The organism is Onishia taeanensis (assembly GCF_003268885.1).
Taxonomy (GTDB): Bacteria; Pseudomonadota; Gammaproteobacteria; order Pseudomonadales; family Halomonadaceae; genus Onishia; species Onishia taeanensis_A.
Genome location: NZ_QLSX01000007.1, coordinates 112,652 through 135,777 on the forward strand (window position 1 = coordinate 112,652; position 23,126 = coordinate 135,777).

Genomic DNA, 23,126 nt, shown 5'->3' on the forward strand with positions numbered 1-23,126 from the left:
CGATACCAAGCATCTGCGCCTATGTAGTATCGCCTCATCATAGCACTCTGGGGTATGCTCGCCAATGATCGAGGTTTATGCCTCAATTGTGGCCACTCCGGTCTTACTATCTTCTTACATTTTCTACCTGGCAAGGAGTCACCTATGGCCGAGCGCCCTGAGGAAGAGCGCCTGACCCACATCGTCCCGGATGTGAATGCCAGCCTAGGCGGCCAGGCTCGCTACGCGCCGCCAGCGCCAAGGCTATGGCCACTCTGGTGCCTGATTCTGCTGCTGGCGGGGGCCCTGGGCGGATTTGGCTACCTGGCGTGGCAGGAGCGTCTCAACCTCAAGGCGGATCTCCGCCAGTTGCAGGGTCAGCTATCCAACGTTCACGCCCGCTTCGATGGTTTCGATGCCAACCGAGGTGGCAACCTCGAGCGCTTCGAAAATGCCCTGGATGTCCTCGGCGAGGAGCAGGGCCAGTTGGTGCAGCGTCTCAACGAACAGGAAACCCAACTGGCGGACTTCCGCGACACGCTCTCCGGCAACGATGATAGTGACGCGCTTGTCGCGCGGCTCAACGCTCAAGCCGACCGCCAGGACAATCTGCAGGCCGTGCTTGACGCCACCCGCACCTCGCTGGACGCCCTCGAGAGCAACGGCGATGACGCCCGGGCGGCCTTGGCGGCACGCCTGGACGTGATCAAGAGCGACACGACGGCGCTTAATGATCGCCTGGACGAGGTCGCAGCAAAGCTTTCGCAAACCGAACAGCGCCAGTCTGCCCAAGAAGTGGTTTCCGCTTCGCTGATGAGCTCGACCCGCTCGCTCGAGACCGACCAGGACGCTCTGGCTGCGCGGGTCGATGAGCTGGCAACTGGCCGAGACGAGGCCGCCACGTCAAGAGAGGCCTTGTTGAAGCGTCTCGATGAGCATCGTGCCCAACTGACCGAACTGCGACAGTCGCAGCTGGCCATCAGTGCCCAGCTGGAATCGCTGGAGAGTCGCTAAGATGCGCTGGAGCCCTGGATGGCGACTATGCATCTTGAGCCTTGGCCTCACAGCTGCACCTATTGCGCAGGCGCTGGATGTGGAGATTGACGGACTCGACGGCCCGGCTGCGGATAATGTGGTGCTCTATCTCGACGCGATCGAGCCTTCCCAGTACCGCGAAGAGCGTCTGATGGCCAAGGTGCGCAATCAGACGCTTGAAGCCATGCGTGTGTATGGCTACTACGAGCCCAGTGTCGAGATCCGCTTCACGGGCGATCCCATCGATGGAGCCGAGCTTTCCATCACGCCGGGTGAACGGGTCAAGATTACCGTGCTGGAACTGGCCGTGACCGGTGATGCCGAGCAGGACGAAGCGTTCGATAGCGTCCTGGCGAACCCCGGGCTGGCCGTTGGCGAACCGCTGCTGCATGCCCCCTATGACAGCCTGCGCAGCAAGCTGTCGTCACTGTCTCTGCAGAGGGGCTACTTCGATGCGGATTTTCCGGATCGACGCATGGAGGTGCGCCCCTGGGAGCAGAGTGCGCGAATTTACCTGACGCTTGATAGCGGCCCTCGCTACCGCTTTGGTGACATCGTCATCAAGGGCAGTCAGATCGATGAAGACCGCATGCGCAGGATGCTGCCCTTCGCGTCTGGCGACCCGTACCTGGCAGGCCAATTGGCTCAGTACAACCAGCGCTTGTCGCAGAGCAACTGGTTTTCCTCGATTAGCGTGCGCCCTCGGCTGGATACCGCTTCTGATCTGGCACTGGAGCCGCCCTCGGGGCGGTCTCTCTCGCCCTGGTGGCAGGAGGCCGGTCTCGAAGGTGCTGTCGCCGCAACCGAGTCGGCCGAGGCCAGGCGCATCAACCAACCCGCGCTGATCGCTGCCGGCCGCCTTAACCCGGACCAGCGCCATGAAGTGCCGGTCGATGTCACCGTGGTGCCTGCCGATCGGCATCGCTTCGAGGTGGGTGTCGGCTATGCCACCGACGTGGGGCCCCGCACCCGGCTGTCCTGGACGCAACCCTGGTTGAACAGCGCAGGCCACAGCCTGACCAATGAGCTTTTCCTCTCGGCACCCGAACAGGAATTCTCCGGTGAATACCTGATCCCGCTCGAGAACCCACTGCGCGACAGCTATCGTATCGACTACGGGTTTCAGCAGGTCGACAACGAGGACACCCAGAGCCTGGAGATCTCGACGGAAGTGTCTCGGCGCTGGAAGTTCGACGACGGCTGGACCCAGGATGTGTTCGTGCGCACCACCTACGAGGACTTCACACAGGCCAGTGAAGACGACCAGGTGCTGCTGTATTACCCGGGCATCAGCTGGTCACGCACCCGCAGCCGCAACCCCATCTTCCCGACCTGGGGGGATCGCCAGCGCCTGTCGCTGTCCTACTCAGACACCACCTGGGGGTCAGACGCCACCTTCCTGCGGGCCACTCTCGATACCCAGTGGATTCGCATGCTCGGCGACGACAATCGCTTCGTGGGCCGTGTGGGCATGGGGGTCATCGAATCCAATGACTTCGACAAGATTCCCCCGTCGCTGCGTTTCTTCGCGGGTGGTGATAGCAGCGTACGTGGCTACGGCTATGAAAGCCTGTCGCCTGAAAACGCGGATGGCGAACTCACCGGCGGCCAGCAGCTGTTTACCGCCAGCCTGGAGGCCCAGCGCCGGGTCACGGGCGACTGGTGGGGCGCGGCCTTTGTCGATACCGGTAACGCTTTCAGCGCCTGGGGCGCCCCTGAACTGAAGACAGGGGCCGGCCTCGGCGTGCGCTGGATTTCCCCGGTGGGCCCGATTCGTTTCGATGTAGCGCATCCCCTGGATGACCCTGACAACGCCTATCGCATTCACTTCTCCATTGGCCCGGAGCTCTAAACCGGAAGGGACAAGACCGGAATGAACATACTCAAGGCATGGAGCCGGGCGCTGTTGCGATTACTGCTGTGGTTGCCTATCTGGCTTATCGGCCTGGTCCTACTCGTGATGGGGCTGGCCCTATCTCCCTGGGGCACCGGACTGCTGCTTGAGCAGGGGCAGTCGAGAGGCTTCTTTACCTATCGTGACGCCTCGGGAGCACCGCTTGATCACCTGGTAATAGAGGGGCTCTCTCTTGAGGCAGGGCCGGCCAGCATCGACGTTGAGCGCCTCGAGCTCGACTGGGCCGACGACTGCCTGCTCGATAGCAAGTTGTGCCTCGACCGTCTGGCTGTAGAAGGGGCGCGAATTCGCCTTGCCGCCAGCGAACCGAGTGCGCCCGAGCAATCCCCCACCGAGAGCGGGGCTGCACCAAGCATCTATGTCCCGTTCCCGATCGAGTTGCGCGACATCCTCCTCGACGATGTCGATGTGCGTCTTGCCGACGGCACGCACCTGACGTGGTCGCATTTCCAGACTGGCGCTTCGTTGGACGCTGGCACCCTGACCCTGTCGCCTACCACGCTGTCCGGCATGCGACTGGCTTTGCCCACCAGCGAGGGGCAGGCCCTGGCCCTTGAACAAACGGCCAGTGCGTCTTCGCCGCTGAGCGCCGGCGCGATCGACAGCGCAGGGAAGGTAGCCCGACAAACGCCACCGGTGACAAGCGATGCAACCGCATCCAGTGAACCTGCTGTCCCGCTGGCCCAGCGCGAACGCCTCTCTTTGCCGGAGATCACACTGCCGCTTGCCATAGAGGTGCCGAGCCTGATCATCGAGGATGCTGCACTCACCGGGCCGAGCACTTATCGCATTGATCGTCTGGCGATGAGCCTGTCAGGGCAGGGCAGCGATATCGAGATATCGCCCCTGACCCTTGCCATGCCCGAGGCCGATGCCCGCCTCGAGGCCAAGGTCACGCTGCGCGATGACTATCCGCTCGAGGCAAGTCTCAATGGCCAGGTCAAGCAGTTGGCCGCCATGCCGGCGCTTGCCGGTGAACGGCTCGACCTGCGCCTTGACGGCAGCCTGGCCGCTCTGAAGGTATCGCTGGCTGCCAAGGGGCCGGCGACCGCCCAGCTCGATGCCAGCCTCGACGCCCTGGCCCCCACCTTGCCGTTTGAGCTCAAGCTCGAGTCCGACGCTCTGCAATGGCCCTTGTCCGGTGCCACGCCCGCCGCTGACACCCCCACCGGCGCGGGAACGAAGGTGGAGCCTTACCGGTTGACTGACCTCAAGGCGCGTCTGGAGGGGAGTTTGCTCGACTATCGCCTGGCCCTGTCGGCCGAGGCCTCGGGTCCACAGGTTGCGCCCACCCGGCTGGCAGCGACCGGTACCGGCGATGCCGAGCACTTTGCCTGGCTGCCGCTATCACTGAAGAGCGGTGACGGCGCTCTGATCAGCAGGGGTAACGTCAACTGGGCCGATGGGTTGACACTCGATGCTACCGTCAACTTGGACGGACTCGATCCCGGCGCCTACACCACTGCCGTGGCCGGCCGCCTGGACGGCGATGCCACCCTGAGCTTCGTGCAGGCAAATGACGGCTGGCGGCTTGGCGTTCCGGAGCTTGCCATCGACGGCACGCTCAATGACCTGCCGGTCTCTCTGTCGGGCAGCCTCAGCGGCAACAGCGACATGCGCTGGAACATCGAGCGCCTGGATCTTCGCCAGGGCGAGAACCGCCTAACCGCCCAGGGCCAGATTGGCGAACAGATGGACCTGTCAGGCTCGCTTCAGGCGCCGGGACTCAACGCCCTGTCACCGGATCTTGGCGGCACCCTGCAGGGCGACTTCCAGCTTAGCGGTAGCCTGGACACACCCGCTCTGGCGCTGGATCTGAGCGGTGAGCGCCTGGTCTTTGCCGAAAACCGCCTCGGCGCCCTGACGCTGCGTGCCCGCACTCAGGGGCTCGAGGATCCTCAACTCGACCTCACACTGGATGCGGAGCGCCTGGAGGCCGGTGGGCAGCGGTTATCGCGTCTGACGGTCGGCCTCGACGGGCGACTGTCCGCGCATCGGCTGACCATCGAGGCAACGGCCGGGCGAGGCATGCCGCTGTCCCGGGCCGGCCTGACGCTCGAGGGCGGACTCAACGCCGACCGCGATCGCTATCAGGGACAGCTGATGCCGCTGGAAGTCGATGCTGATGCCGGCACCCTGCGCCTGGACGAAGCCCTGACCTTCGATGTCGACATGGCCAAGGCTGCCGCCAATCTCTCGCCGTTCTGCCTGCGCCGCGAGGAGGGAGGGCGCCTGTGTAGCACTCAGCCCATCGATGCATCGGCGCAGCAAGGGCGTGCCACACTGCAGCTTACTGAGCTGCCCATGTCGTTACTGGAGCCATATCTGCCCGTTGGCTGGAAGGCAAGCGGTGACAACAACGCCGACGTAGTGGTCGCCTGGCAGGACCAGGGCAGCAGCTGGTCACTTGATGCCAACCTCGACAGCCGCCTGGCCATCGAGGCCCAGGATGCCTTTGGCCAGCCCGTCACGCTGCCTACGACCCAGCTGACGCTTAGCGCCAACGCCACCCCTGCGGCCGCGAATGTCGAGCTCAACCTGGGGCTTGAGCAAGGCGGCAGCGCCAACCTGACGCTGCGGATCGATGACCCCCAAGGGCAAGGGACACTGGAGGGACGTCTGCAGCTCAAGAGCCTGCAGCTCGCACCTTATCGACCGCTGGCCGGCGATATGGAAACCCTTGAGGGTAGCCTGAACGGCAATATCGCGGTGGGCGGCACCCTGGCCTTGCCCAGACTGACCGGCGACCTGACGCTCGATTCGCTGCAAGCGAAGGGCAGCGGTATTCCGATAGCGGTACGCGATGGTGAATTGGCGGTTCGCTTGCGTGGCGACAGCGGGCAGATCGAAGGGGTGATCCGCAGCGACCAGGGGCGTTTGGACATCCAGGGTGACGCACGCTGGCCAAGTCCTGATAAATGGGAGCTGGCGATGTCGCTCAATGGTCAGGAAGAGCCATTGCAACTGGACATCCCCGATATAGGCCGACTGCGTATCGCCCCGGATATCAGCATCAACGTGCGGCCTGAGCTGCTAAGCGTGCGCGGCCAGGTCAAGGTGCCCTGGGCGCGCCTGGAGATCGGCCAGATTCCGCCGTCGGCCACCAGTCCTAGCCCTGACGAGGTCATCATCACCCGCCGTGACGAACGCCGAGCTCGCCGCGAGGCGACGCGAGCCGAGCAGGCCGGCACCGGCGAGAATACCGCCGACGCACTGGCCTCGGCGGGTATGGCGACCAGCATCCAGGTCGAGCTTCTGCTGGGCCCTGACATGGACCTCAAGGCCTACGGCCTGGAAACCGGCCTGGACGGCCGCCTGCAGGTTCGCCAGAGCAGCGGCCCCGTTCAGCTGTTCGGCGAAGTCAGCCTCATAGGCGGCCGCTTCCGCGCCTACGGCCAGGACTTGAGAATCCGTCAGGGCCAGCTCCTGTTTAGCGGGCCCGCCGATCAGCCGCTGTTGCAGTTCGAGGCGATTCGCAACGAAGACAAGACCCAGGACGGGGTGATTGCCGGCCTACGAGTCACCGGTTCGGCAACGGCGCCCAGCCTGTCGGTGTTCTCCGAGCCCGCCATGGAAGAATCTCGGGCCTTGTCCTATCTGCTGCGGGGGCGCGCACCCAATGATACCGAATCCGACAACAGTGCCCTGACCTCGGCATTGATCGGGCTGTCGCTGTCTCGCACCGGCGGTGCCGTGGGCCAGATTGGCGAGGTCTTCGGCATTGGCGACCTGGCCCTCGATACGGCCGGCAGCGGCAATGAGTCCGAGGTCGTGGTCAGCGGGCAACTCAGCGACGATCTGCGTGTCAGCTATGGTGTCGGGGTATTCGAACCGATTGCCGAACTGACCCTGCGCTACACACTCTGGCGCAATCTATACCTCGAGGCCGTGTCTGGCGCCGCCCAGGCCGTTGACCTGGTGTATAGCTTCAGCCTCGGCAAGGCGGCCTCCAGGCAATGAGCCGGTTTTCCTCACTATTTCACAAGGTCTTTCATAAGGTCTTTCGTCATCTCAAGGAGCTCAACATGCGCCATGCCGACAAGCAGCAACCCGTCAGCCCGGAACGTGCTCTACCGGGACGTGACACACCGCTGAGCATTAGCGGTATCCATCATGTCAACGGCGCCGCCATGTGCCCGCCGTTTCCGGAAGGCAGCGAGGACATCGTTCTTGGGCTCGGCTGCTTCTGGGGCGCCGAGCGACTGTTCTGGGAGCTGCCCGGTGTCCTGGTCACGGCAGCCGGCTATGCCGGCGGCTACACGCCCAACCCGACCTACGAAGAGACCTGCAGCGGCTGGACGGGCCATACAGAGGTGGTGCGGGTGATCTACGACCCGGCCATTATCTCACTGGAGCGTCTGCTGCGCGTCTTCTGGGAAGCCCACGACCCCACTCAGGGCATGCGCCAGGGCAATGATATCGGCACCCAGTACCGGTCGGCGATCTACGCGACCAGCGCTGCTCAACGCCAGGCGGCCGAGCAGAGCCGTGAGCAGTATCAGCATGCCTTGAAGGAAGCCGGCGGGGGAGAGATCACTACCGAGGTCGCGCCCCTGGAGGCCTTCTATTACGCCGAGGAGTACCACCAGCAGTATCTGGCGAAAAATCCCAATGGTTATTGCGGCCTGAAGGGAACCGGCGTCAGTTGTCCGATCGGCTAGCCACGAAGGTGGGCCAGTGAGTCGCAGGGCCTGCCGAGGCCCAGTCGTCAAGCTGCCTGGCCACGCGGCGCAACAGCCAGGAACTCGGTCGACCATGGCGGGACTCGATGAAACCGACGTGCCCGCCATGCCGGGCAATCTCGACTCTCACGGAATCCGCGGGGGTGGGAAGGCGCTCGAACAGATCGCCGGGCATGAACGGATCGTCGGCGGCATGCAGCATCAGCATCGGCAGCTCGATAGTGCCGAGCAGCCGACCCGCTGATGCGCGGGCATAGTAATCGCTAGCTGAGCTGAAGCCATGCAGCGGTGCCGTGACCTCGTTATCGTAGGCCCAGAAGGTGTCGAGCTCCTTGAGCTGATGCGGTGTAAGGGCGATCGGCAAGGGCCCCAAACGCATTTTTGCCGCAATCTTGCGCTTCAGATCCTTTAGCAGGTGGCGCTGATAGACCTTGGCAAAGCCACGATTCAGAGCGTCGGCACTGGCGGCCAGGTCCAGTGGAGCGCTGATGACGATTGCGCCAGCCAGGTCGAGGCCATCGCCTCCCTGCTCAGCCACCAGCTTGGTCAGCATGTTGCCCCCCAGCGAAACGCCGGCGGCTACCTTCAGGGCGTGGGGATAGCGCTTCGCCAGCAGGCCAAGGACCCAGTAGGCATCGGCGGTATCGCCGCTGTGGTACGCCCTGGGCAGGCGATTGGGGGCCTTGCCGCAGCCACGAAAGTGCATCAGCACGCTGCGCCAGCCAAGCCGCGCAGCGGTGGCCATCAGCCCTTTGGCGTAGGGGGACTGGACTGATCCTTCCAGGCCATGAAAGAGGATGAACAGCGGGGCGTCAGCTGCCTCGGGGGCGGGTCGGCCCCAGGCCAATTCCACGAAATCGCCGTCCGGTAGATTGACGATCTCCGTTTCGAAGGCCAAACGCGGTGCCGGCAACATTCGCGGCAGCAGCGTCTGCAGGTGGCGGTTGGCAAGCCCTCTGGCAGGGCGAAAGTCGGCGGGAACGATGGTGCGTGACATGCCTGCCTCGCGAGTTGGGAATACCCCCAAGCTTATCGTGCTTGAGGGATGCTGCAACACTTCTCGCTGGTCAGATGACCGGTGTCAGGTTCTCGGCCCCCTGGTCGGTCACCAGCACGTTGTCCTCGATACGTACCCCGCCATGGGGGGCCAGTGCCTCCACCGCGGCCCAATCGATATCGCTTCCGGCGGGTGTTTCACGAAGCGGATCCAACAGCATCGGAATCACATAGCAGCCCGGCTCCATGGTCACCACCATGCCGGCTTCCAGCGTTCGCGTTAGCCGCAGCGCCGGGTGCTCGGCAGGCGGCGGCAACGCCGTTCCGTCTGAGGCCTGCCGGCCGGCCACATCATGAACCTGAAGGCCCAGCAGATGCCCCAGTCCATGGGGGCAGAAAGCCCGAGTAATGCCTTGTTCGACAGCCGCGGTGGCACTGCATTTAATCATCCCCAGGTCACCGAGCAACGCCCCCAGTCCTTGATGCATTTGAGCATGCAGCGTCGGATAGTCGACACCGGGTCCCATGGCCCGGATCAGGTCCTGCTGGATCGTGGTGACGCCCTCGATCAGGCCAGCGAAGGCGTCGCTGGCATCGCCGCCGGCCCAGGTGCGGGTGATATCGGCCGAGTAGCCACGGTGGCGATGCCCGGCATCGATGAGCAGACTGTGATGATCAGTGGCAGCGGCGAGCTCATAGTGCTGGTAGTGCAACACAGCGGCATGCTGATTGACGCCAACGATGCTTTGATAGGGTAGATCTGATTCGCGCTGACGACTGGCGCCGAGGTAGGCGAGCTGGATATCGAGCTCGGCACCGCCGTCGAAGAAGGCGTCACGAGCGGCACGGTGACCAAGCCCGGCACGCCGGTTTGCCTCGCGCAGGCAGTCGATCTCGTAAGCGCTCTTGCGCACGCGACCCTCGTCCAGGGCTTGAGTTAATGCCGGCGGATTGAGCTCGGCGCCCAGGGTTCGGGCGGTCTCGGAATCGACGTCGCCAAGCACGGCAAAACGACCGGCAGGCAGGCGTGGCGGCGTTGGCGTGGCCACGCGCTCTACGGCAAAGGCTTCGACCCAGGCTTCTTCTGGCAGCTCGGTGCCCAGGTGCCAGAAATCCGTTGGCGCATGCAGCTGAAGACTCGGCGTCTGTCCGGGACGCACCAACAACCAGCTGTGATCCAGACCCTGCAGGGGTACCCAGTGCATAAAATGGCCGTAGGTGGCAAAGCTCGCGTGTTGATCGTCGGCGAAATGACGCTGCGGATGGCCGCTATAGAGCAATACGCCATCGAAACCCTGTGCCGTCAGCAAGCGGTCGTAGGCGGTCTGGAGTGTCTCGAGGTGGGCAAGTTGCTTGTGTTCAAGCGTCTCTTTCATGATGTCACTCATATTGGGTGTCCATGTAGGGGGCGAATCAGACCGCCGCCGCATCAAGGGTCGACCAGAAGTTCTCGAGACCGCTTTGGCGAGCCTCACGATGACGATAAAGCCTAACTTCCAGAGAGATATCCCAGTGAGACGCGCCGGCGCGCATCAGTTGCCCCGTTGCCAGGACGTCACGCGCGACTCGCTCGGGTAACCAGCCAAGCCCATGGCCCAGGCATACCAATTCCTTGACGTTGCTGCTTTGAATACTCTCGGTCAGCACGTTGAAGTGGCAGGCCTGAGGCTGGCGAACCAGATGATCCTCGATCGCTGCCTGCATCAGCCCCCGAGCATGATAGGCAATCAGCGGTTGGGGAGCGCGTCTCTCTCCTGGCAACGTGAACCGGGGTTTCCCGAAACCGTCCGGGATGGTGACGGGCACCAGCCGCTCGGCACCGATGACTCGATGCTCGAAGGCCGTCATGTCGAGTTCCAGAGTCGTGCGCCCCTTCGGCCAGTAGCAGGCCGCCAGATCGCACTCACCGCGCTCCAGTGCCTGGAAGTAGTCGGCGGCCAGCCAACCGGTGGCACGCAGGTAAGGTTGTAGGGGAGGCTGCCCCATCTCATCCAACCAGCCGCTCAAGAAGTGCGATAGCAGGCTCTGGGGGGCTGCCAGCAATAAGCGACGTGACTGCGCCTCATCCAGGCGCGTTATACGATCACGGGTAATGCGTATCCGCTCGGTGGTCTGCTCGCACAGCGCAAGAAACTCCTCGCCTGCCCGCGTCAGCGACAGCGGCAGAGTCTGGCGGTTGATCAGCGTCGTTCCCATTTCCTCCTCGAGCAGCTTGATGCGGCGCGAGAAGGTTGGCTGGGTGACGTTCTGCTCATCCGCAGCCCGCGAGAAATGTCGCGTGCGGGCCAGGGCAATGAAGTCTTCCAGCCATCGTAATTCCATAGCGTTCCTGTCGTGTGAGATGCCGTATCGTGTCTATCCGCGCAGCAAAGCGAGGCGGCAGAAGCCGCCTCATGACTCACAGACGGCCCTCCTCGACACCATGGCAGGCAACCCGGGCACCGTCCTCGACGTCTATCAGTGCCGGCACTTCCTGGCGGCAGCGCTCGTTGGCATGTGGACAGCGGCCGTGGAAGACACACCCCGTTGGCAGGTTCACCGGGGTCGGCACCTCACCCTGCAGTCGGATATGCTGAGGGCGGTCATCTTCCAGTCGCGGGATCGCCGACAGCAAGGCCTGGGTATAAGGATGTCGCGGTTTCGCAAAGAGGGTGCCGGTGGGCGCAATTTCACACACCATGCCCAGATACATGACCGCCACCCGAGTGCCGAAGTGCTCGACCACAGCGAGATCGTGGGTGATGAACAGGTAGGTCAGGTTGCGTTGCTGCTGCGCTTCCATCATCAGATTCAGCACCTGGGCCTGAATCGACACATCCAGCGCCGAGATCGGCTCATCGGCAACGATGAACTCAGGATCCACGGCCAGCGCTCGGGCAATGGCGATGCGCTGCCGCTGACCGCCCGAGAACTCATGACCGAAGCGCGACCCCCAATCAGGATCGATGCCCACCGAATCCATGACGTCGCGCACCTGGTCACGCACGCGCTCCTTTGACCAGTCCGGGTGGTGCAGGCGAATCGGCTCTTCCAGCGTCTGCTGGATAGTCATGCGCGGATTGAGCGAGGCGTAGGGGTTCTGGAAGATCATCTGCATGCGCCGGCGGTAGGGCAACAGTTCCTTGGCGGACAGGTGATCGATGCGCTGTCCGTCATAGTGGATCTCGCCTTTACTCGGCGACAGAAGCCCCATCACGGTTCGCGCCACTGTGGACTTGCCGCAGCCAGATTCACCCACCACGCACAGCGCTTCACCGCGGCGGATGTCGATATCAATGCCATTGATGGCATGCACGTGTTCCTGCTCACGGACCAGCTTGCCGCCCCTGAACTTGAGCTGCTCGAGGAAATCGCCAGACAGCGAGAAACGCTTGTAGAGATTGCGAATCTCCATCAGCGGTGCAGCGGTATCGTTTTCCCGGTTACCGGCGGCGGCCGCAGGAGCCTTGGAATCGTGCTGGGACACGGCGGCGGTCATAGGGTCTCCTCCCGCGAGTCGCGTTGTTGTTGATTGACTAGCTCGGCGACCATGTGGCAGGCCACCCGGCAGTTGCCCGAATCGACAAAGCCCGGGACCTTGTCCAGACAGGCCTTGCGAGGCTGGCCGCTGGCATCGTTGACGAAGCTACAGCGCGGATGGAAGGCGCAGCCGCTGGGCAGATTCGAGAGCGACGGCATGCTGCCGGGAATCTGATTGAGTCTCGATCCCGGGGTGGCCATCTGCGGCAAGGCGTTGATCAGTCCCTGGGTATAGGGATGCTGCGGGTCGTTGATGATCTCGCGGGTTGGCCCCTGCTCGATCACCCGGCCGGCATACATCACCAACATGCGCTGGGTGACCTGGCTGACCACGCCCAGATCATGGGTGATCAGCACCAGACCCACGTTGTGCTTCTCGCACAGGTCAAGCAGCAAGTCCATGATCTCGGCCTGGATGGTCACGTCCAGTGCGGTGGTCGGCTCGTCGGCGACGATAATATCCGGGTCTAGCAGCAGGGCGATGGCGATGATCACCCGTTGGCGCATGCCACCGGAAAGCTCGTGGGGATACTGATCGAGGCGCGTCTCCGGCGACGGGATCTGGACCTGATTCAACTTGTGCAGGGAAATCGCCCGGGCCTCTCGGGTCGAGATACGGCGATGGGCCTTGAGGCATTCGACCATCTGTTCACCGATCGAGAGCACCGGGTTCAGGGTCATCATCGGATCCTGAAAGATCATCGAGATGCGGTTGCCGCGGATGCGACGCAGGCCGCGATCCTTCATGCCCGACAACTCTTCGCCGTCGAAGGTGATGCTGCCGCCAGCGATATAGCCAGGCTTGGCGATCAGGTTCAGCAGGCTGAAGGCCGCGACCGACTTGCCTGCACCGGACTCGCCGACGATGCCCAGTCGCTCGCCGCGATCGAGGGTAAAGCAGACGTCGCGCAGGGCGCGCACGTCGCCGCCACGCAAGGCGAAGCGGACGTCGAGGTTATTCACTTCCAAGAGTGCCATGGGTGACTCCTCAGCCCTTGTAGAGACGTGGATTGAGGACATCGCGCAGCCAGTCGCCCAGCAGGTTGATGACCAGCACGAGAATGACCAGCACCGCGCCCGGGATCAGGGTGATCCACCAGGAGCCCGACTGGATGTAGTCGAAGCCGGACTTGATCAACGAGCCAAGCGAGGGATGCGTCTCCGGCATGCCGAGCCCGAGGAAGGACAGCGCGGCCTCGGAGATGATGGCGTTGGCGACCTGGACGGTAGAGATAACGAAGATCGGCGACAGGGTGTTGGGCAGGATGTGGCGGAACATGATCCGCCGACTCTTCAGGCCCATGACCCGAGCGGCATCGACGTATTCCTTGCTGCGCTCGGCCAGCACCGAGGCGCGCACGGTGCGGGCGTACTGCGGCCATTCGGCCAGGCCAATGATCAGCACCAGCAGCGGTACCGCGTACTCGCTGAAGGTGGCACCGCCGAAGATCGCCTTGACCAGAGCGCCCACGATGATCGCCACCATCAGGGTCGAGAAGGACAGCTGGATATCGGCCAGGCGCATCAGAAAGGCATCCACGCGGCCGCCCAGGTAACCGGCCATCAGGCCGAAGCTGACGCCGATGGCGGCCTGCATCAGCACGGCGCCAAAGCCGATGATCAGCGAAACGCGGGCGCCATAGAGAATGGTCGACAGCAGATCACGCCCCTGAGCATCGGTGCCCATCAGGTACTGGGGATCGGCGCCGTCGATCCAGAAGGGAGGAAGCTCCGAGGCCAGGATATCGATCTGAGCGAGATCATAGGGGTTGGCCGGCGCCAGCCAGGGGGCGAACACGGCGGCGATGATCAGCACCGCGAAGAGCACCAGACTCAGCTGGGCCACCAGGTCGCGCTTGAAGCTATAGAGCAGGTAGGAGTCGCGAAAGCGTGCCCACCTGCCGGGAACGATTGTGTCACTCATGGCGTTCTCTCTCATGGCAGTCGGGCTCAGGCGGGCTTGCCGGTGAGCTTGACGGTGGGGTTGACCAGGCCGTAGATCAGGTCGACCAGGGTGTTGGTGATCACGAAGATCAGCCCGACGATCATCAGGTAGGTGACGATCAGCGGAATATCCGAGCGCTCGATGGCATCAAGGAACATCAGCCCCATGCCCGGCCACTGGAAGACCGTCTCGGTGAGGATGGTGTAGGCGACCAGGGTGCCGATCTGTACCCCACCCACGGTGATCACCGGCAACATGGTGTTCTTCAGCGCATGCACGAAGTAGATGCGGCGCAGCGAGATACCTTTGGCACGCGCGAACTTCACGTATTCGGACTGCAATACCTCGAGCATTTCGGCCCGAATCAGGCGAATGAACAGAGGCAGCATGATTGATGCCAGCGAGATGGCCGGCAGCACCAGGTAGGTCAGGCCTTCAAGAGAACTGAAGTTGGTGTCCCAGGTGCCGAACACATGCACCGGGTTGCCGCGGCCATAGGCGGGCATGCCCCCGTCTGTTGACAGCAGATCGTTGAGCCAGGCGCCCCAGGCCGTGTCGACGGGAAAGGGCGTGAACTCGACGCCGATGGCAAACAGCTGGATCAGCACGATGGCGGTCAGAAACACCGGGATCGAGATCCCGACAATCGACACGCCCATAAAGGCCCGCGACAGCCAGGCTCGGGGCTTGATGGCGCTGTACACGCCGATCGGCACTGACAGCAGCACGATCAGGAAGGTGGTCGCCGCTACCAGCTCCAGGGTGGCGGGGAGGTGGCGCATGATCACCTGGGTGGTCGGCTCGTTGAAGATGTACGAATAGCCGAAGTCGAACTGAGCGGCGTTCTTGGCGAAACGCAGATACTGGACGAAGAAGGGATCGTTGAGCCCTAACTCCTCACGCAGCTCCGCGCGCTCGCTTTCGGGCACGGACTGGCCGACCATCTGCTGGATCGGGTCGCCCAAGTTGTCCTGGATGGCGAAGCTGATCACGCTGATGACAAACATCACCAGGAAAGCGTGGAACAGTCGCTTGATCAGAAAGGCAATCATGGATTGCGTCCTGTAGGCATACGGTCGTCAGCGTACGGCCACAAGGGCCGTACGATGGCAACGGAGTCGGCAAACGCCGGCCCGACGCGGGCCGGCACGGGAGGCGAGGGTTATTCCTCGATCACCAGGTCCCCGATATAGGGGAAGTTCATGACGTTGAGGATCGGCTCGATATCGACGTTTTTCGCCGAGGCCCAGGCCAGATCCTGCCAGTGCAGCGGAATGAAGGCGGCATCGTCGTATAGCGCCTTCTCCACGGCCTGGAGCATCTCGGCACGCTTCTCCAGATCGACCTCGACGTTGGCCTCGGATACCAGGGCATCGAGCTCCGGGTTGCAGTAGTTGCTGGCGTTGTACTGGCCAGCACCGGTCTCGGCATCCGGGCACTCGGTGAGATACTGGTAGAAGTTCGCCGAGTCCTCGGTGTCTGCGTGCCAGCCGATCATCATCATGTCGGCGGCGCGGTCGTCGAACTCGCCCCAATACTGAGCCTTGGGAAGGGTCTTCAGATCGACGGTCACGTTGATGCGGGCCAGCATGGCAGCCACGGCCTGGGCGATCTTGGCATCGTTCACATAGCGGTTGTTGGGCGCCATCATGGTGATGCTGAAGCCGTCCTCATAGCCTGCCTCGGCCATCAGCTCCTTGGCCTTCTCCACGTCATAGCGTGGGCTCAGCTCATCGTTATGGCCGGCATAGCCCGCCGGTGAAAGCTGAGCCGCCGGGGTGGCGAAGCCTTTCATCAGGCGGTCGGCGATGCCTTCCTGGTTGATGGCATAAGCAAATGCCTGACGCACGCGGGGGTCCTTGAACGCCTCGACGCGATTCTCGTCCATGTGGAAGATGATGATCCGGGTGCCGGACATGGTTACCAACTGGACGTCTTCGTCGTCGCGGATGCGGTCCAGGTCATTAGGCGGTACCGGTGCGATGAAGTCGACGTCGCCGGAGAGCAGGGCGGCGACACGCGTGGCGTTTTCGCCAATCGGGGTCAGCACGACGTTGTCGACGTTGCCCGGGGAGGATTCGTCCCAATAGTCATCGTTACGTTCGAAGTCGATGCGCACGCCCTGCTGGCGATTGGAGACCTCGAAGGGACCGGTGCCGGAGAGATGGCGAGAGGCGTAGGAGTTGCCATTCTTGACGATTTCGTCCTTAGGATCGCCGTCTTCGTCCGTGCCGCTGTAGAACTGGCTGTCCAGCGGGAAGATGTAGGTCGCCAGGTTCAGCAGCAGCGGGTAGGGCTCGGTGGTGGTGAACTCGATGGTGGTGTCATCGATCGCCGTCACGCTCTCGACCGGCTCGAAGATCGCCTTGAAGTCGGGACTCTGTTTCAGGCGCTCGACAGTGAAGACCACGTCATCGGCGGTAAAGCTGTTGCCGCTGTGGAAGGTCACGCCCTCACGCAGCGTCATGCGCATGGTGGTGTCGTCGACCTGCTCCCACGAAGTGGCAAGACGGGGCTCGAACTCAAGATCCTTGGTCCAGCGCACCAGAGGGTCGAAGGTCATGTGCGATAACTGCAGGATACCGCCGGAGAGCTGCTCGTGGATGTCCAACGACACCGGGTCGGCGTCATAGGCCATGCGCAGGGTGTTTTCCGCACTAGCAGTCGCGGGCAGCAGGGCAGCACCCACGGCGGTGGCCCCGATTACGGTGGCCAGCAGAGTTTTTCGAAAGATCATGTAGGTCCCCAATTGTGGTTGTTATCGACTGTGTTATGCCGTTGTTATGCAGCCTCGCGGGGAGCGAGGACTCTAAACACCTTAGACAGTCGTTTGAGGACCAGACAATCGAAATTATGACAGGCGTCATTCGCTGGCTGAATCAGCCAGCGAATGAGAGGAAGCAGGACAGGGGCTTCAATCAGCCTGATCGGCAGGCACCAGGCGGTCGACACGATACAGCTGCGGTACCTGATCGAGGCCCTCGACGGTGCACTCGAGGTCGGTCACGCGACCATCACTCAAGCCGTAGACCCAGCCGTGCACGGCCAACGGTTGCCCACGCTGCCAGGCGCGCTGGATGATCTTGGTGCGACAGAGGTTGTCGACCTGCGCCTTGACGTTGAGCTCGCACATGCGGTCGACCTGCTCTTCGAGGGGAAGCGCCTCCAGGGTTTTACGGTGACGGCTGTATAGCTCCCGTACACTGTGCAGCCAATAATCGACGATGCCGCATTCACCACCGGTCATAGCAGCCTTGATGCCCCCGCAGCCGTAATGACCCACGATCATGATGTGCTTGACCTTGAGCACATCGACCGCGAACTGCACCACGGATAGGGCGTTCATATCGTTGTGATGCAACAGGTTGGCGACATTGCGGTGAACGAAGACTTCGCCCGGTGGCAGATCGATGATTTGGTTGGCCGGTACGCGGGAATCCGAGCAGCCGATCCAAAGATAGTCGGGGTTCTGTTGGTCGGAGAGCCGCGCAAAGAACTCGGGGTCCTCTTTCTGAACGCTCTCGGCCCATTCGCGATTGCGCTCCAGTAGTTTCTTCATCTCATTCATCATCGTCGAACCCTCATCGATGCGGCTGCTGTATAGGGCGCGTCTTTTACCCTGTGATGCCATGGCGGTCAACGCAGGACCTCCCGGCACCTGTTCATCACTGTTATCATCCCTGCATCGCTTTTATGCTTCCAGTATTCAGGAGAACATCGTGTCCCAGTTCGATTACGACCTCTTCGTCATTGGCGCAGGGTCTGGCGGCGTTCGCGCCGCTCGTACGGCCGCGGCTGCCGGTGCCCGTGTTGCTATCGCGGAAGACCGCTATCTCGGCGGTACCTGCGTCAATGTGGGCTGCGTACCCAAGAAGCTTTACTCCTACGCGGCGCACTTCCAGGAAGCCTTTCACGATAGTGCCGGCTTCGGCTGGCAGCTGCCACAAGCTCCGCGCTTCGACTGGGCGACCCTGCGCGACAACAAGATCGAGGAGATCAAGCGCCTTAACGGTATCTATGGTCGCCTGCTCGATAATGCCGACGTACGCCTGATCAATGGCCGCGCCACGGTGACCGATGCCAACCACGTGGAAGTTAACGGCGAGACCTTCAGCAGCGAGAAGATCCTCGTCGCCACCGGTGGCTGGCCATGGGTACCGGATTTCCCGGGCAACGAGCATGTGCTCAATTCCAATCAGGTCTTCGATCTCGATCGTTTTCCCGAGCGTTTCCTGGTCCTCGGCGGCGGCTATATCGCGGTTGAGTTCGCCAGCATCTTCAACGGCCTGGGCAGCGAGTCCCATCTGGTCTATCGCGGCGGGCTCTTCCTGCGCGGCTTCGATCATGAGGTTCGCGAGTTCACCCGCGATGAGATGGCCAAGAAGGGCGTTAACCTGCACTTCGAGAACAATATCGAACGTATCGATGCTCAAGGGGACGCCTACCTGGTGACTCTGACCAATGGCGAGACGCTCGAAGTCGACGCCGTGCTGTCGGCCACCGGGCGCAAGCCTCACCTCGAAGGCCTGGGGCTCGATAAGCTCGACATCGCACTCGACCGGGACGGCAAGATCGCTGTCAATGAACGCTTCGAGACCTCGACGCCATCGATCCTGGCGCTGGGCGACGTCATCAGCGGTCCGGAGCTCACACCGGTCGCGCTGGAAGAAGCCATGCAGCTCGTTCAGCATCACTTCGGCGACAGCACGCCCAAGCCCCTGGATTACCCAAGCATCGCAACGGCGGTGTTCTGTCATCCCAACATCGGCACCGTCGGGCTATCCGAAGAGGAAGCACGTGCCGAGTATGCGGCGATTCGCGTCTATGCCGCCGACTTCAAGCCGATGAAGCATACCCTGTCCGGAAGCGACGAGCGTTGCCTGATGAAGCTGATCGTTGATGATGCAAGCGACCGTGTGCTCGGTGCTCATATGGTGGGCGAAGAGGCAGGCGAGCTGATACAGGGCATCGCCATCGCCGTTCGTGCAGGCCTGACCAAGGCAGATTTCGACGCCACCGTGGGCATTCACCCCACCGGCGCCGAGGAATTCGTCACCATGCGCAGCGTGACACGCACCTGATCCATGACGCTCATATGATCCGCGCGCACCATCACTGATGGGTGCGCCATGACCTGGGCCATCCCGAACGCGGGATGGCCTTTTTGTATGTCGGCGTTGAACCTGTCTCTGCTGAGCTGGGCTAAACTGGATCAGTATGTCTACATGCTGGCAGGCCGCGCCATGCAGGGCTTGCCGCGCGGTCATAATCTTAAATTATGGATTTTGCGCATCGTGATAAAGGCCCCTTTGATCTGGTCATAACCCTTTGTTATGATTATGCGCAAATTCGCCAATAGCGAAGCATATCTATGAACGTATCGACGCAGCCTTTCACGACCTCCGCCGAACTGGCACGCCCAAGCGTTGCCGATGCCGTGGTGGGCAATGCCAAGACATCGCTGTTCATCCGCAAGCCGAACCCCGATGACGGCTGGGGCATCTACGAGCTCGTCAAGGCCTGCCCGCCGCTAGACGTCAATTCCGCCTATGCCTACCTGCTGCTGGCCACCCAGTTCCGCGACAGCTGTGCCGTTGCGACCAACGAAGAGGGCGAGATCGTTGGCTTCGTGTCCGGCTACGTGAAGAGCAATGCGTCGGATACCTACTTTCTGTGGCAGGTCGCCGTGGGTGAGAAGGCGCGCGGCACGGGCCTTGCCCGTCGCCTAGTGGAAGCCGTGATGAGCCGTCCTGAGCTTGTCGATGTGCGCCACCTCGAGACGACCATCACCCCGGACAATGCGGCGTCCTGGGGCCTCTTTACCCGCTTGGCAGATCGCTGGCAGGCACCGCTCAACAGCCGGGAATATTTCTCCACTGACCAGCTCGGTGGCGAACACGATCCCGAAAACCTCGTACGTATCGGCCCCTTCCAGCCCGATCGTATCTAAGTTTCCGCGCACATTTCGGTAACAGCCTGCTGGGATCATTGGCAGCGGGCTGATTGCTTTCGCGTCCAGATTTTTTCTTTCCTCACTATTTACTCGGTATTAATCACAAGGAGGTCAACATGCAGACCCAGATTTTCGAACAGATGGAATCAGAAGTTCGCACCTATTCGCGCTCTTTCCCGGTCGTGCTGACCAAGGCGCAGGGCGCACGCCTGACGGATGAAGACGGCAAGGTGTATATCGACTTCCTGGCCGGTGCCGGCACACTTAACTATGGGCACAACCATCCGAAGCTCAAGAAAGCCATGCTGGAATACCTGGCCGATGACGGCATCGTTCACGGTCTGGACATGTGGACCAAGGCCAAGCGTGAGTACCTCGAAACCCTCGATGAGCTTATCCTCAAGCCGCGCGGTCTCGACTATAAGATTCACCTGCCGGGGCCGACCGGCACCAACGCCGTCGAGGCGGCGATTCGCCTGGCACGCGTGGCCACCGGCCGCCACAACATCGTAACCTTCACCAACGGTTTCCACGGCGTCACCATGGGCGCGCTGGCTACCACCGGTAACCGCAAGTTCCGTGAAGCGACCGGCGGCATTCCGACACAGGGCGCCGCCTTCCTGCCCTTCGACGGATACCTCGGTGAAGGCGTCGACACCCTCGATTACTTCGAGAAAATGCTGGGTGACAACTCCAGCGGCCTGGATATTCCTGCCGCCGTCATCATCGAGACCGTTCAGGGGGAGGGTGGTATCAACCCCGCGGGCATCGAGTGGCTCAAGCGCCTCGAACAGATCTGCCGTGACCATCACATCCTGCTGATCGTCGACGACATCCAGGCTGGCTGTGGCCGTACCGGCAAGTTCTTCAGCTTCGAGCACGCTGGCCTCAAGCCGGACATCGTCTGCAACTCCAAGTCACTGTCCGGTTTCGGCCTGCCGTTCGCCCATGTGCTGATGCGCCCCGAGCTCGATAAGTGGAAACCCGGCCAGTACAACGGCACCTTCCGTGGCTTCAACCTGGCTTTCGCTACCGCCACCGCTGCAATGCGTGAATTCTGGAGCGACGACAAGCTTGAGCGTGACGTGACCCGCAAGGGCCGCATCGTCGAACAGCGCTTCCAGGAGCTGGCAGCGTGGCTGACCGAGAAGGGCATCCCGGCCTCCGAGCGCGGCCGTGGCCTGATGCGTGCCCTGGACGTGGGTACCGGTGACATCGCCGACAAGATCACTGAAGAAGCCTTCAAGCGCGGCCTGATCATCGAGACCAGTGGCCATGACGGCCAGGCCATCAAGTGCCTGTGCCCGCTGACCATCAGCGACGAAGATTTGCTGGAAGGGCTGGACATCGTCGAAGCCAGCATCAAGCATGTATTTGGGTAAGTCGACGCCGGCCACCCGATAGCATGATGGCAGCGCCACAGGAACCCGGCGATACCGGGTTCCTGATCAGTATTCCAACAGAGGAAGTTCGCAATGATCGTTCGCAATCTCGAAGAAGCGCGCAAGACAGATCGTCTGGTGAAAGCCGAAAACGGTAACTGGGATAGCACTCGTCTCTCGCTGGCCGACGACGGCGGCAAATGCTCCTTCCACATTACCCGCATTTTCGAAGGCACCGAGACCCACATCCACTACAAGAACCACTTCGAAGCCGTTTACTGCATCGAAGGGGAAGGTGAAGTTGAGACCCTGGCCGATGGCAAGATCTGGCCGATCAAGCCAGGCGATATCTACATCCTCGACCAGCATGACGATCATCTGCTGCGTGCCAGCAAGACCATGCATCTCGCCTGTGTCTTCACGCCGGGCCTGACCGGCAATGAAGTGCATCGCGAAGATGGCTCTTACGCTGCGCCGGACGACAACAGCTGATCAGCTGTTAGCCCGTGTACTAGACGTGCCTATACGGCATGCATGAAAAAAGCCCCGATGAGTGAATCATCGGGGCTTTTTGGTTTCTAGCCATCGAGTCGACCGGGCCGGGTTAGGTCGGCCCGCGCTTGGTCCATCTGCGACTGAGGGAAGCTCAGGGCGCCTTATCGAAAGACAGAGTCACTTCGCCAAGGGTCACGCCGAACTTCGACATGTTGGTCCGGTTGATCAGGCGGCCATCCGGCTGCAGATACATCCAGTCGTCCATGGTGAAGGTCAGGTTCCGGCCGCCCACAGCAACTTCCAGCGGATAGTTCATGTGGAAGACATGGCCATACTGCGTTGCCTCCACGTCGCCCTCGACGTCGCTGGCCTGGCCAATCCAGCGATGCTCGTCGACGCGCTCGAAGGTCCATACGCGGCGGTCGGTTTCGCCATTGGCATACTGGAAGCGTTCATCAAGGGTCAGCGTATCTCCCTCGACGGTGCCGATGATGTCTACGGTAAAACGCCGCTGCACTTCGCCTGAGTAGTCCTGGACCATGCCCCAGGCACGGGTATCGCCGTCGAAATACTCGGCAATATCCAGCCTCGGCTCGCTACCCGCATAATCCTCGACATCCACGCCGGCACAGCCCGTCAGGGCAAGGCCGAGAAACGCAAACGCCCAAAGGTGTTGTCGCTTGGCAAGATGACGCATGCATTCCTCCTGATATGAAAGGTCATGGCGTTGAGAGTCGTGCCATGGCGGCGAGTTCAGTGGCAAACGTAAAAGAAGGGCGGTTGCGCTACTGCCTCAAGACGACGCAGGGTCGGGTAACGAGATTGGCAGGACTGCGCCCTGCGGTTTGCTCAACGCAGGGGACCCGGTGACCTGATTAGAACTGCGGCGCGTCGAAACCGGCGGGTTCATCGGTATAGACGCATACGTTGGCGTCTTCGATGTCGCCATCCGGCGATTCCACCTGCGACTGGAAAAACGCCTGGATTTCACGGCGCTGGCAGTGGGCTTCAAAGGCTTCACGATTGGCCCAGACTTCATGGAACACGATCGGATAGCTTTCACCCTGGGCGAAGGGGCTCTCGATCCGACGCGTCACCGTGTAGCGCAAACAGGCATCTTCACGGTGCGCATTGGGTTCAAGGCTCTGTAGCGCCTTGAATGCGGCATCTTCGCGGCCGGGCTTGGGCTTGAAACTGGCGATGCAATAGATCTTCTGTGACATGC

Annotated in this window: 20 protein-coding genes; 9 read left to right on the forward strand and 11 right to left on the reverse strand. The window is 62.0% G+C overall.

The genetic code is table 11. From position 1 onward, the window contains the following. The first annotated feature begins 144 nt into the window (after nucleotides 1–144). From BCL93_RS10855 to msrA, 4 genes are all read left to right on the forward strand, one after another. Nucleotides 145–993 carry a hypothetical protein gene (locus BCL93_RS10855; protein ID WP_112055296.1) on the forward strand — a complete coding sequence of 283 codons (849 nt, stop codon included), beginning with the start codon at nucleotides 145–147 and terminating at the stop codon, nucleotides 991–993. A 1-nt stretch (nucleotide 994) separates the two neighbouring features. Continuing rightward, nucleotides 995–2,866 (forward strand): autotransporter assembly complex protein TamA, encoded by a 1,872-nt coding sequence (tamA, locus tag BCL93_RS10860; protein ID WP_112055297.1) that lies wholly within the window; start codon nucleotides 995–997, stop codon nucleotides 2,864–2,866. A gap of 21 nt (nucleotides 2,867–2,887) precedes the next feature. After that, nucleotides 2,888–6,889 (forward strand): autotransporter assembly complex protein TamB, encoded by a 4,002-nt coding sequence (gene tamB, locus BCL93_RS10865; RefSeq protein ID WP_112055298.1) that lies wholly within the window; start codon nucleotides 2,888–2,890, stop codon nucleotides 6,887–6,889. A 65-nt stretch (nucleotides 6,890–6,954) separates the two neighbouring features. Further along, nucleotides 6,955–7,590: a peptide-methionine (S)-S-oxide reductase MsrA gene (msrA, locus tag BCL93_RS10870; RefSeq protein ID WP_112055413.1), complete on the forward strand. Its 636-nt coding sequence runs from the start codon at nucleotides 6,955–6,957 to the stop codon at nucleotides 7,588–7,590. Here the strand turns inward: msrA and BCL93_RS10875 are convergent. From BCL93_RS10875 to can, 9 genes are all read right to left on the reverse strand, one after another. Continuing rightward, nucleotides 7,571–8,608: a hydrolase gene (locus tag BCL93_RS10875; RefSeq protein ID WP_112055299.1), complete on the reverse strand. Its 1,038-nt coding sequence runs from the start codon at nucleotides 8,606–8,608 to the stop codon at nucleotides 7,571–7,573. The genes msrA and BCL93_RS10875 overlap by 20 nt on opposite strands. A gap of 70 nt (nucleotides 8,609–8,678) precedes the next feature. Then, on the reverse strand, nucleotides 8,679–9,983 hold the full coding sequence (pepQ, locus tag BCL93_RS10880) for a Xaa-Pro dipeptidase (protein ID WP_112055414.1): 1,305 nt from the start codon (nucleotides 9,981–9,983) through the stop codon (nucleotides 8,679–8,681). Between the two features lie 37 nt (nucleotides 9,984–10,020). Continuing rightward, entirely contained in the window at nucleotides 10,021–10,929 is a 909-nt protein-coding gene (locus tag BCL93_RS10885; RefSeq protein ID WP_112055300.1) for a LysR family transcriptional regulator, read from the reverse strand. Nucleotides 10,930–11,005: 76 nt separating this feature from the next. Next, nucleotides 11,006–12,001 carry an ABC transporter ATP-binding protein gene (locus BCL93_RS10890; protein WP_258396425.1) on the reverse strand — a complete coding sequence of 332 codons (996 nt, stop codon included), beginning with the start codon at nucleotides 11,999–12,001 and terminating at the stop codon, nucleotides 11,006–11,008. A gap of 80 nt (nucleotides 12,002–12,081) precedes the next feature. Beyond that, nucleotides 12,082–13,104 (reverse strand): ABC transporter ATP-binding protein, encoded by a 1,023-nt coding sequence (locus BCL93_RS10895; protein WP_112055302.1) that lies wholly within the window; start codon nucleotides 13,102–13,104, stop codon nucleotides 12,082–12,084. A 10-nt stretch (nucleotides 13,105–13,114) separates the two neighbouring features. Further along, the gene (locus BCL93_RS10900; protein WP_112055303.1) at nucleotides 13,115–14,050 is read right to left on the reverse strand and encodes an ABC transporter permease; all 936 of its coding nucleotides are present in this window, start codon (nucleotides 14,048–14,050) and stop codon (nucleotides 13,115–13,117) included. 26 nt (nucleotides 14,051–14,076) lie between these two features. After that, complete coding sequence (locus BCL93_RS10905; protein WP_112055304.1) at nucleotides 14,077–15,123, reverse strand: ABC transporter permease; 1,047 nt, start codon at nucleotides 15,121–15,123, stop codon at nucleotides 14,077–14,079. A gap of 110 nt (nucleotides 15,124–15,233) precedes the next feature. Beyond that, nucleotides 15,234–16,808, reverse strand: coding sequence for an ABC transporter substrate-binding protein (locus BCL93_RS10910; RefSeq protein WP_112055305.1), 1,575 nt, complete (start codon nucleotides 16,806–16,808; stop codon nucleotides 15,234–15,236). A gap of 177 nt (nucleotides 16,809–16,985) precedes the next feature. After that, entirely contained in the window at nucleotides 16,986–17,630 is a 645-nt protein-coding gene (gene can, locus BCL93_RS10915) for a carbonate dehydratase (RefSeq protein WP_369700274.1), read from the reverse strand. Between the two features lie 160 nt (nucleotides 17,631–17,790). Between can and gorA the strand changes: the two genes are divergently transcribed. The 5 genes from gorA to BCL93_RS10940 all read left to right on the forward strand — a co-directional run bounded on the left by gorA (nucleotide 17,791) and on the right by BCL93_RS10940 (nucleotide 21,898). After that, nucleotides 17,791–19,152 carry a glutathione-disulfide reductase gene (gene gorA / locus BCL93_RS10920; protein ID WP_258396379.1) on the forward strand — a complete coding sequence of 454 codons (1,362 nt, stop codon included), beginning with the start codon at nucleotides 17,791–17,793 and terminating at the stop codon, nucleotides 19,150–19,152. A gap of 48 nt (nucleotides 19,153–19,200) precedes the next feature. Then, nucleotides 19,201–19,395: a hypothetical protein gene (locus BCL93_RS10925; protein ID WP_112055308.1), complete on the forward strand. Its 195-nt coding sequence runs from the start codon at nucleotides 19,201–19,203 to the stop codon at nucleotides 19,393–19,395. Between the two features lie 47 nt (nucleotides 19,396–19,442). Further along, nucleotides 19,443–20,021 (forward strand): diaminobutyrate acetyltransferase, encoded by a 579-nt coding sequence (gene ectA / locus BCL93_RS10930; RefSeq protein WP_112055309.1) that lies wholly within the window; start codon nucleotides 19,443–19,445, stop codon nucleotides 20,019–20,021. A gap of 119 nt (nucleotides 20,022–20,140) precedes the next feature. After that, nucleotides 20,141–21,406, forward strand: coding sequence for a diaminobutyrate--2-oxoglutarate transaminase (gene ectB / locus BCL93_RS10935; protein ID WP_112055310.1), 1,266 nt, complete (start codon nucleotides 20,141–20,143; stop codon nucleotides 21,404–21,406). A 93-nt stretch (nucleotides 21,407–21,499) separates the two neighbouring features. Further along, nucleotides 21,500–21,898: an ectoine synthase gene (locus BCL93_RS10940; protein WP_112055311.1), complete on the forward strand. Its 399-nt coding sequence runs from the start codon at nucleotides 21,500–21,502 to the stop codon at nucleotides 21,896–21,898. Nucleotides 21,899–22,052: 154 nt separating this feature from the next. On the opposite strand, the gene BCL93_RS10945 is transcribed toward BCL93_RS10940, so the two are convergent. Then, nucleotides 22,053–22,598, reverse strand: a complete 546-nt coding sequence (locus BCL93_RS10945) for a DUF3833 domain-containing protein (protein WP_112055312.1) — start codon at nucleotides 22,596–22,598, stop codon at nucleotides 22,053–22,055. 178 nt (nucleotides 22,599–22,776) lie between these two features. Beyond that, nucleotides 22,777–23,124, reverse strand: a complete 348-nt coding sequence (locus BCL93_RS10950) for a putative quinol monooxygenase (RefSeq protein ID WP_112055313.1) — start codon at nucleotides 23,122–23,124, stop codon at nucleotides 22,777–22,779. Nucleotides 23,125–23,126: the final 2 nt, after the last annotated feature.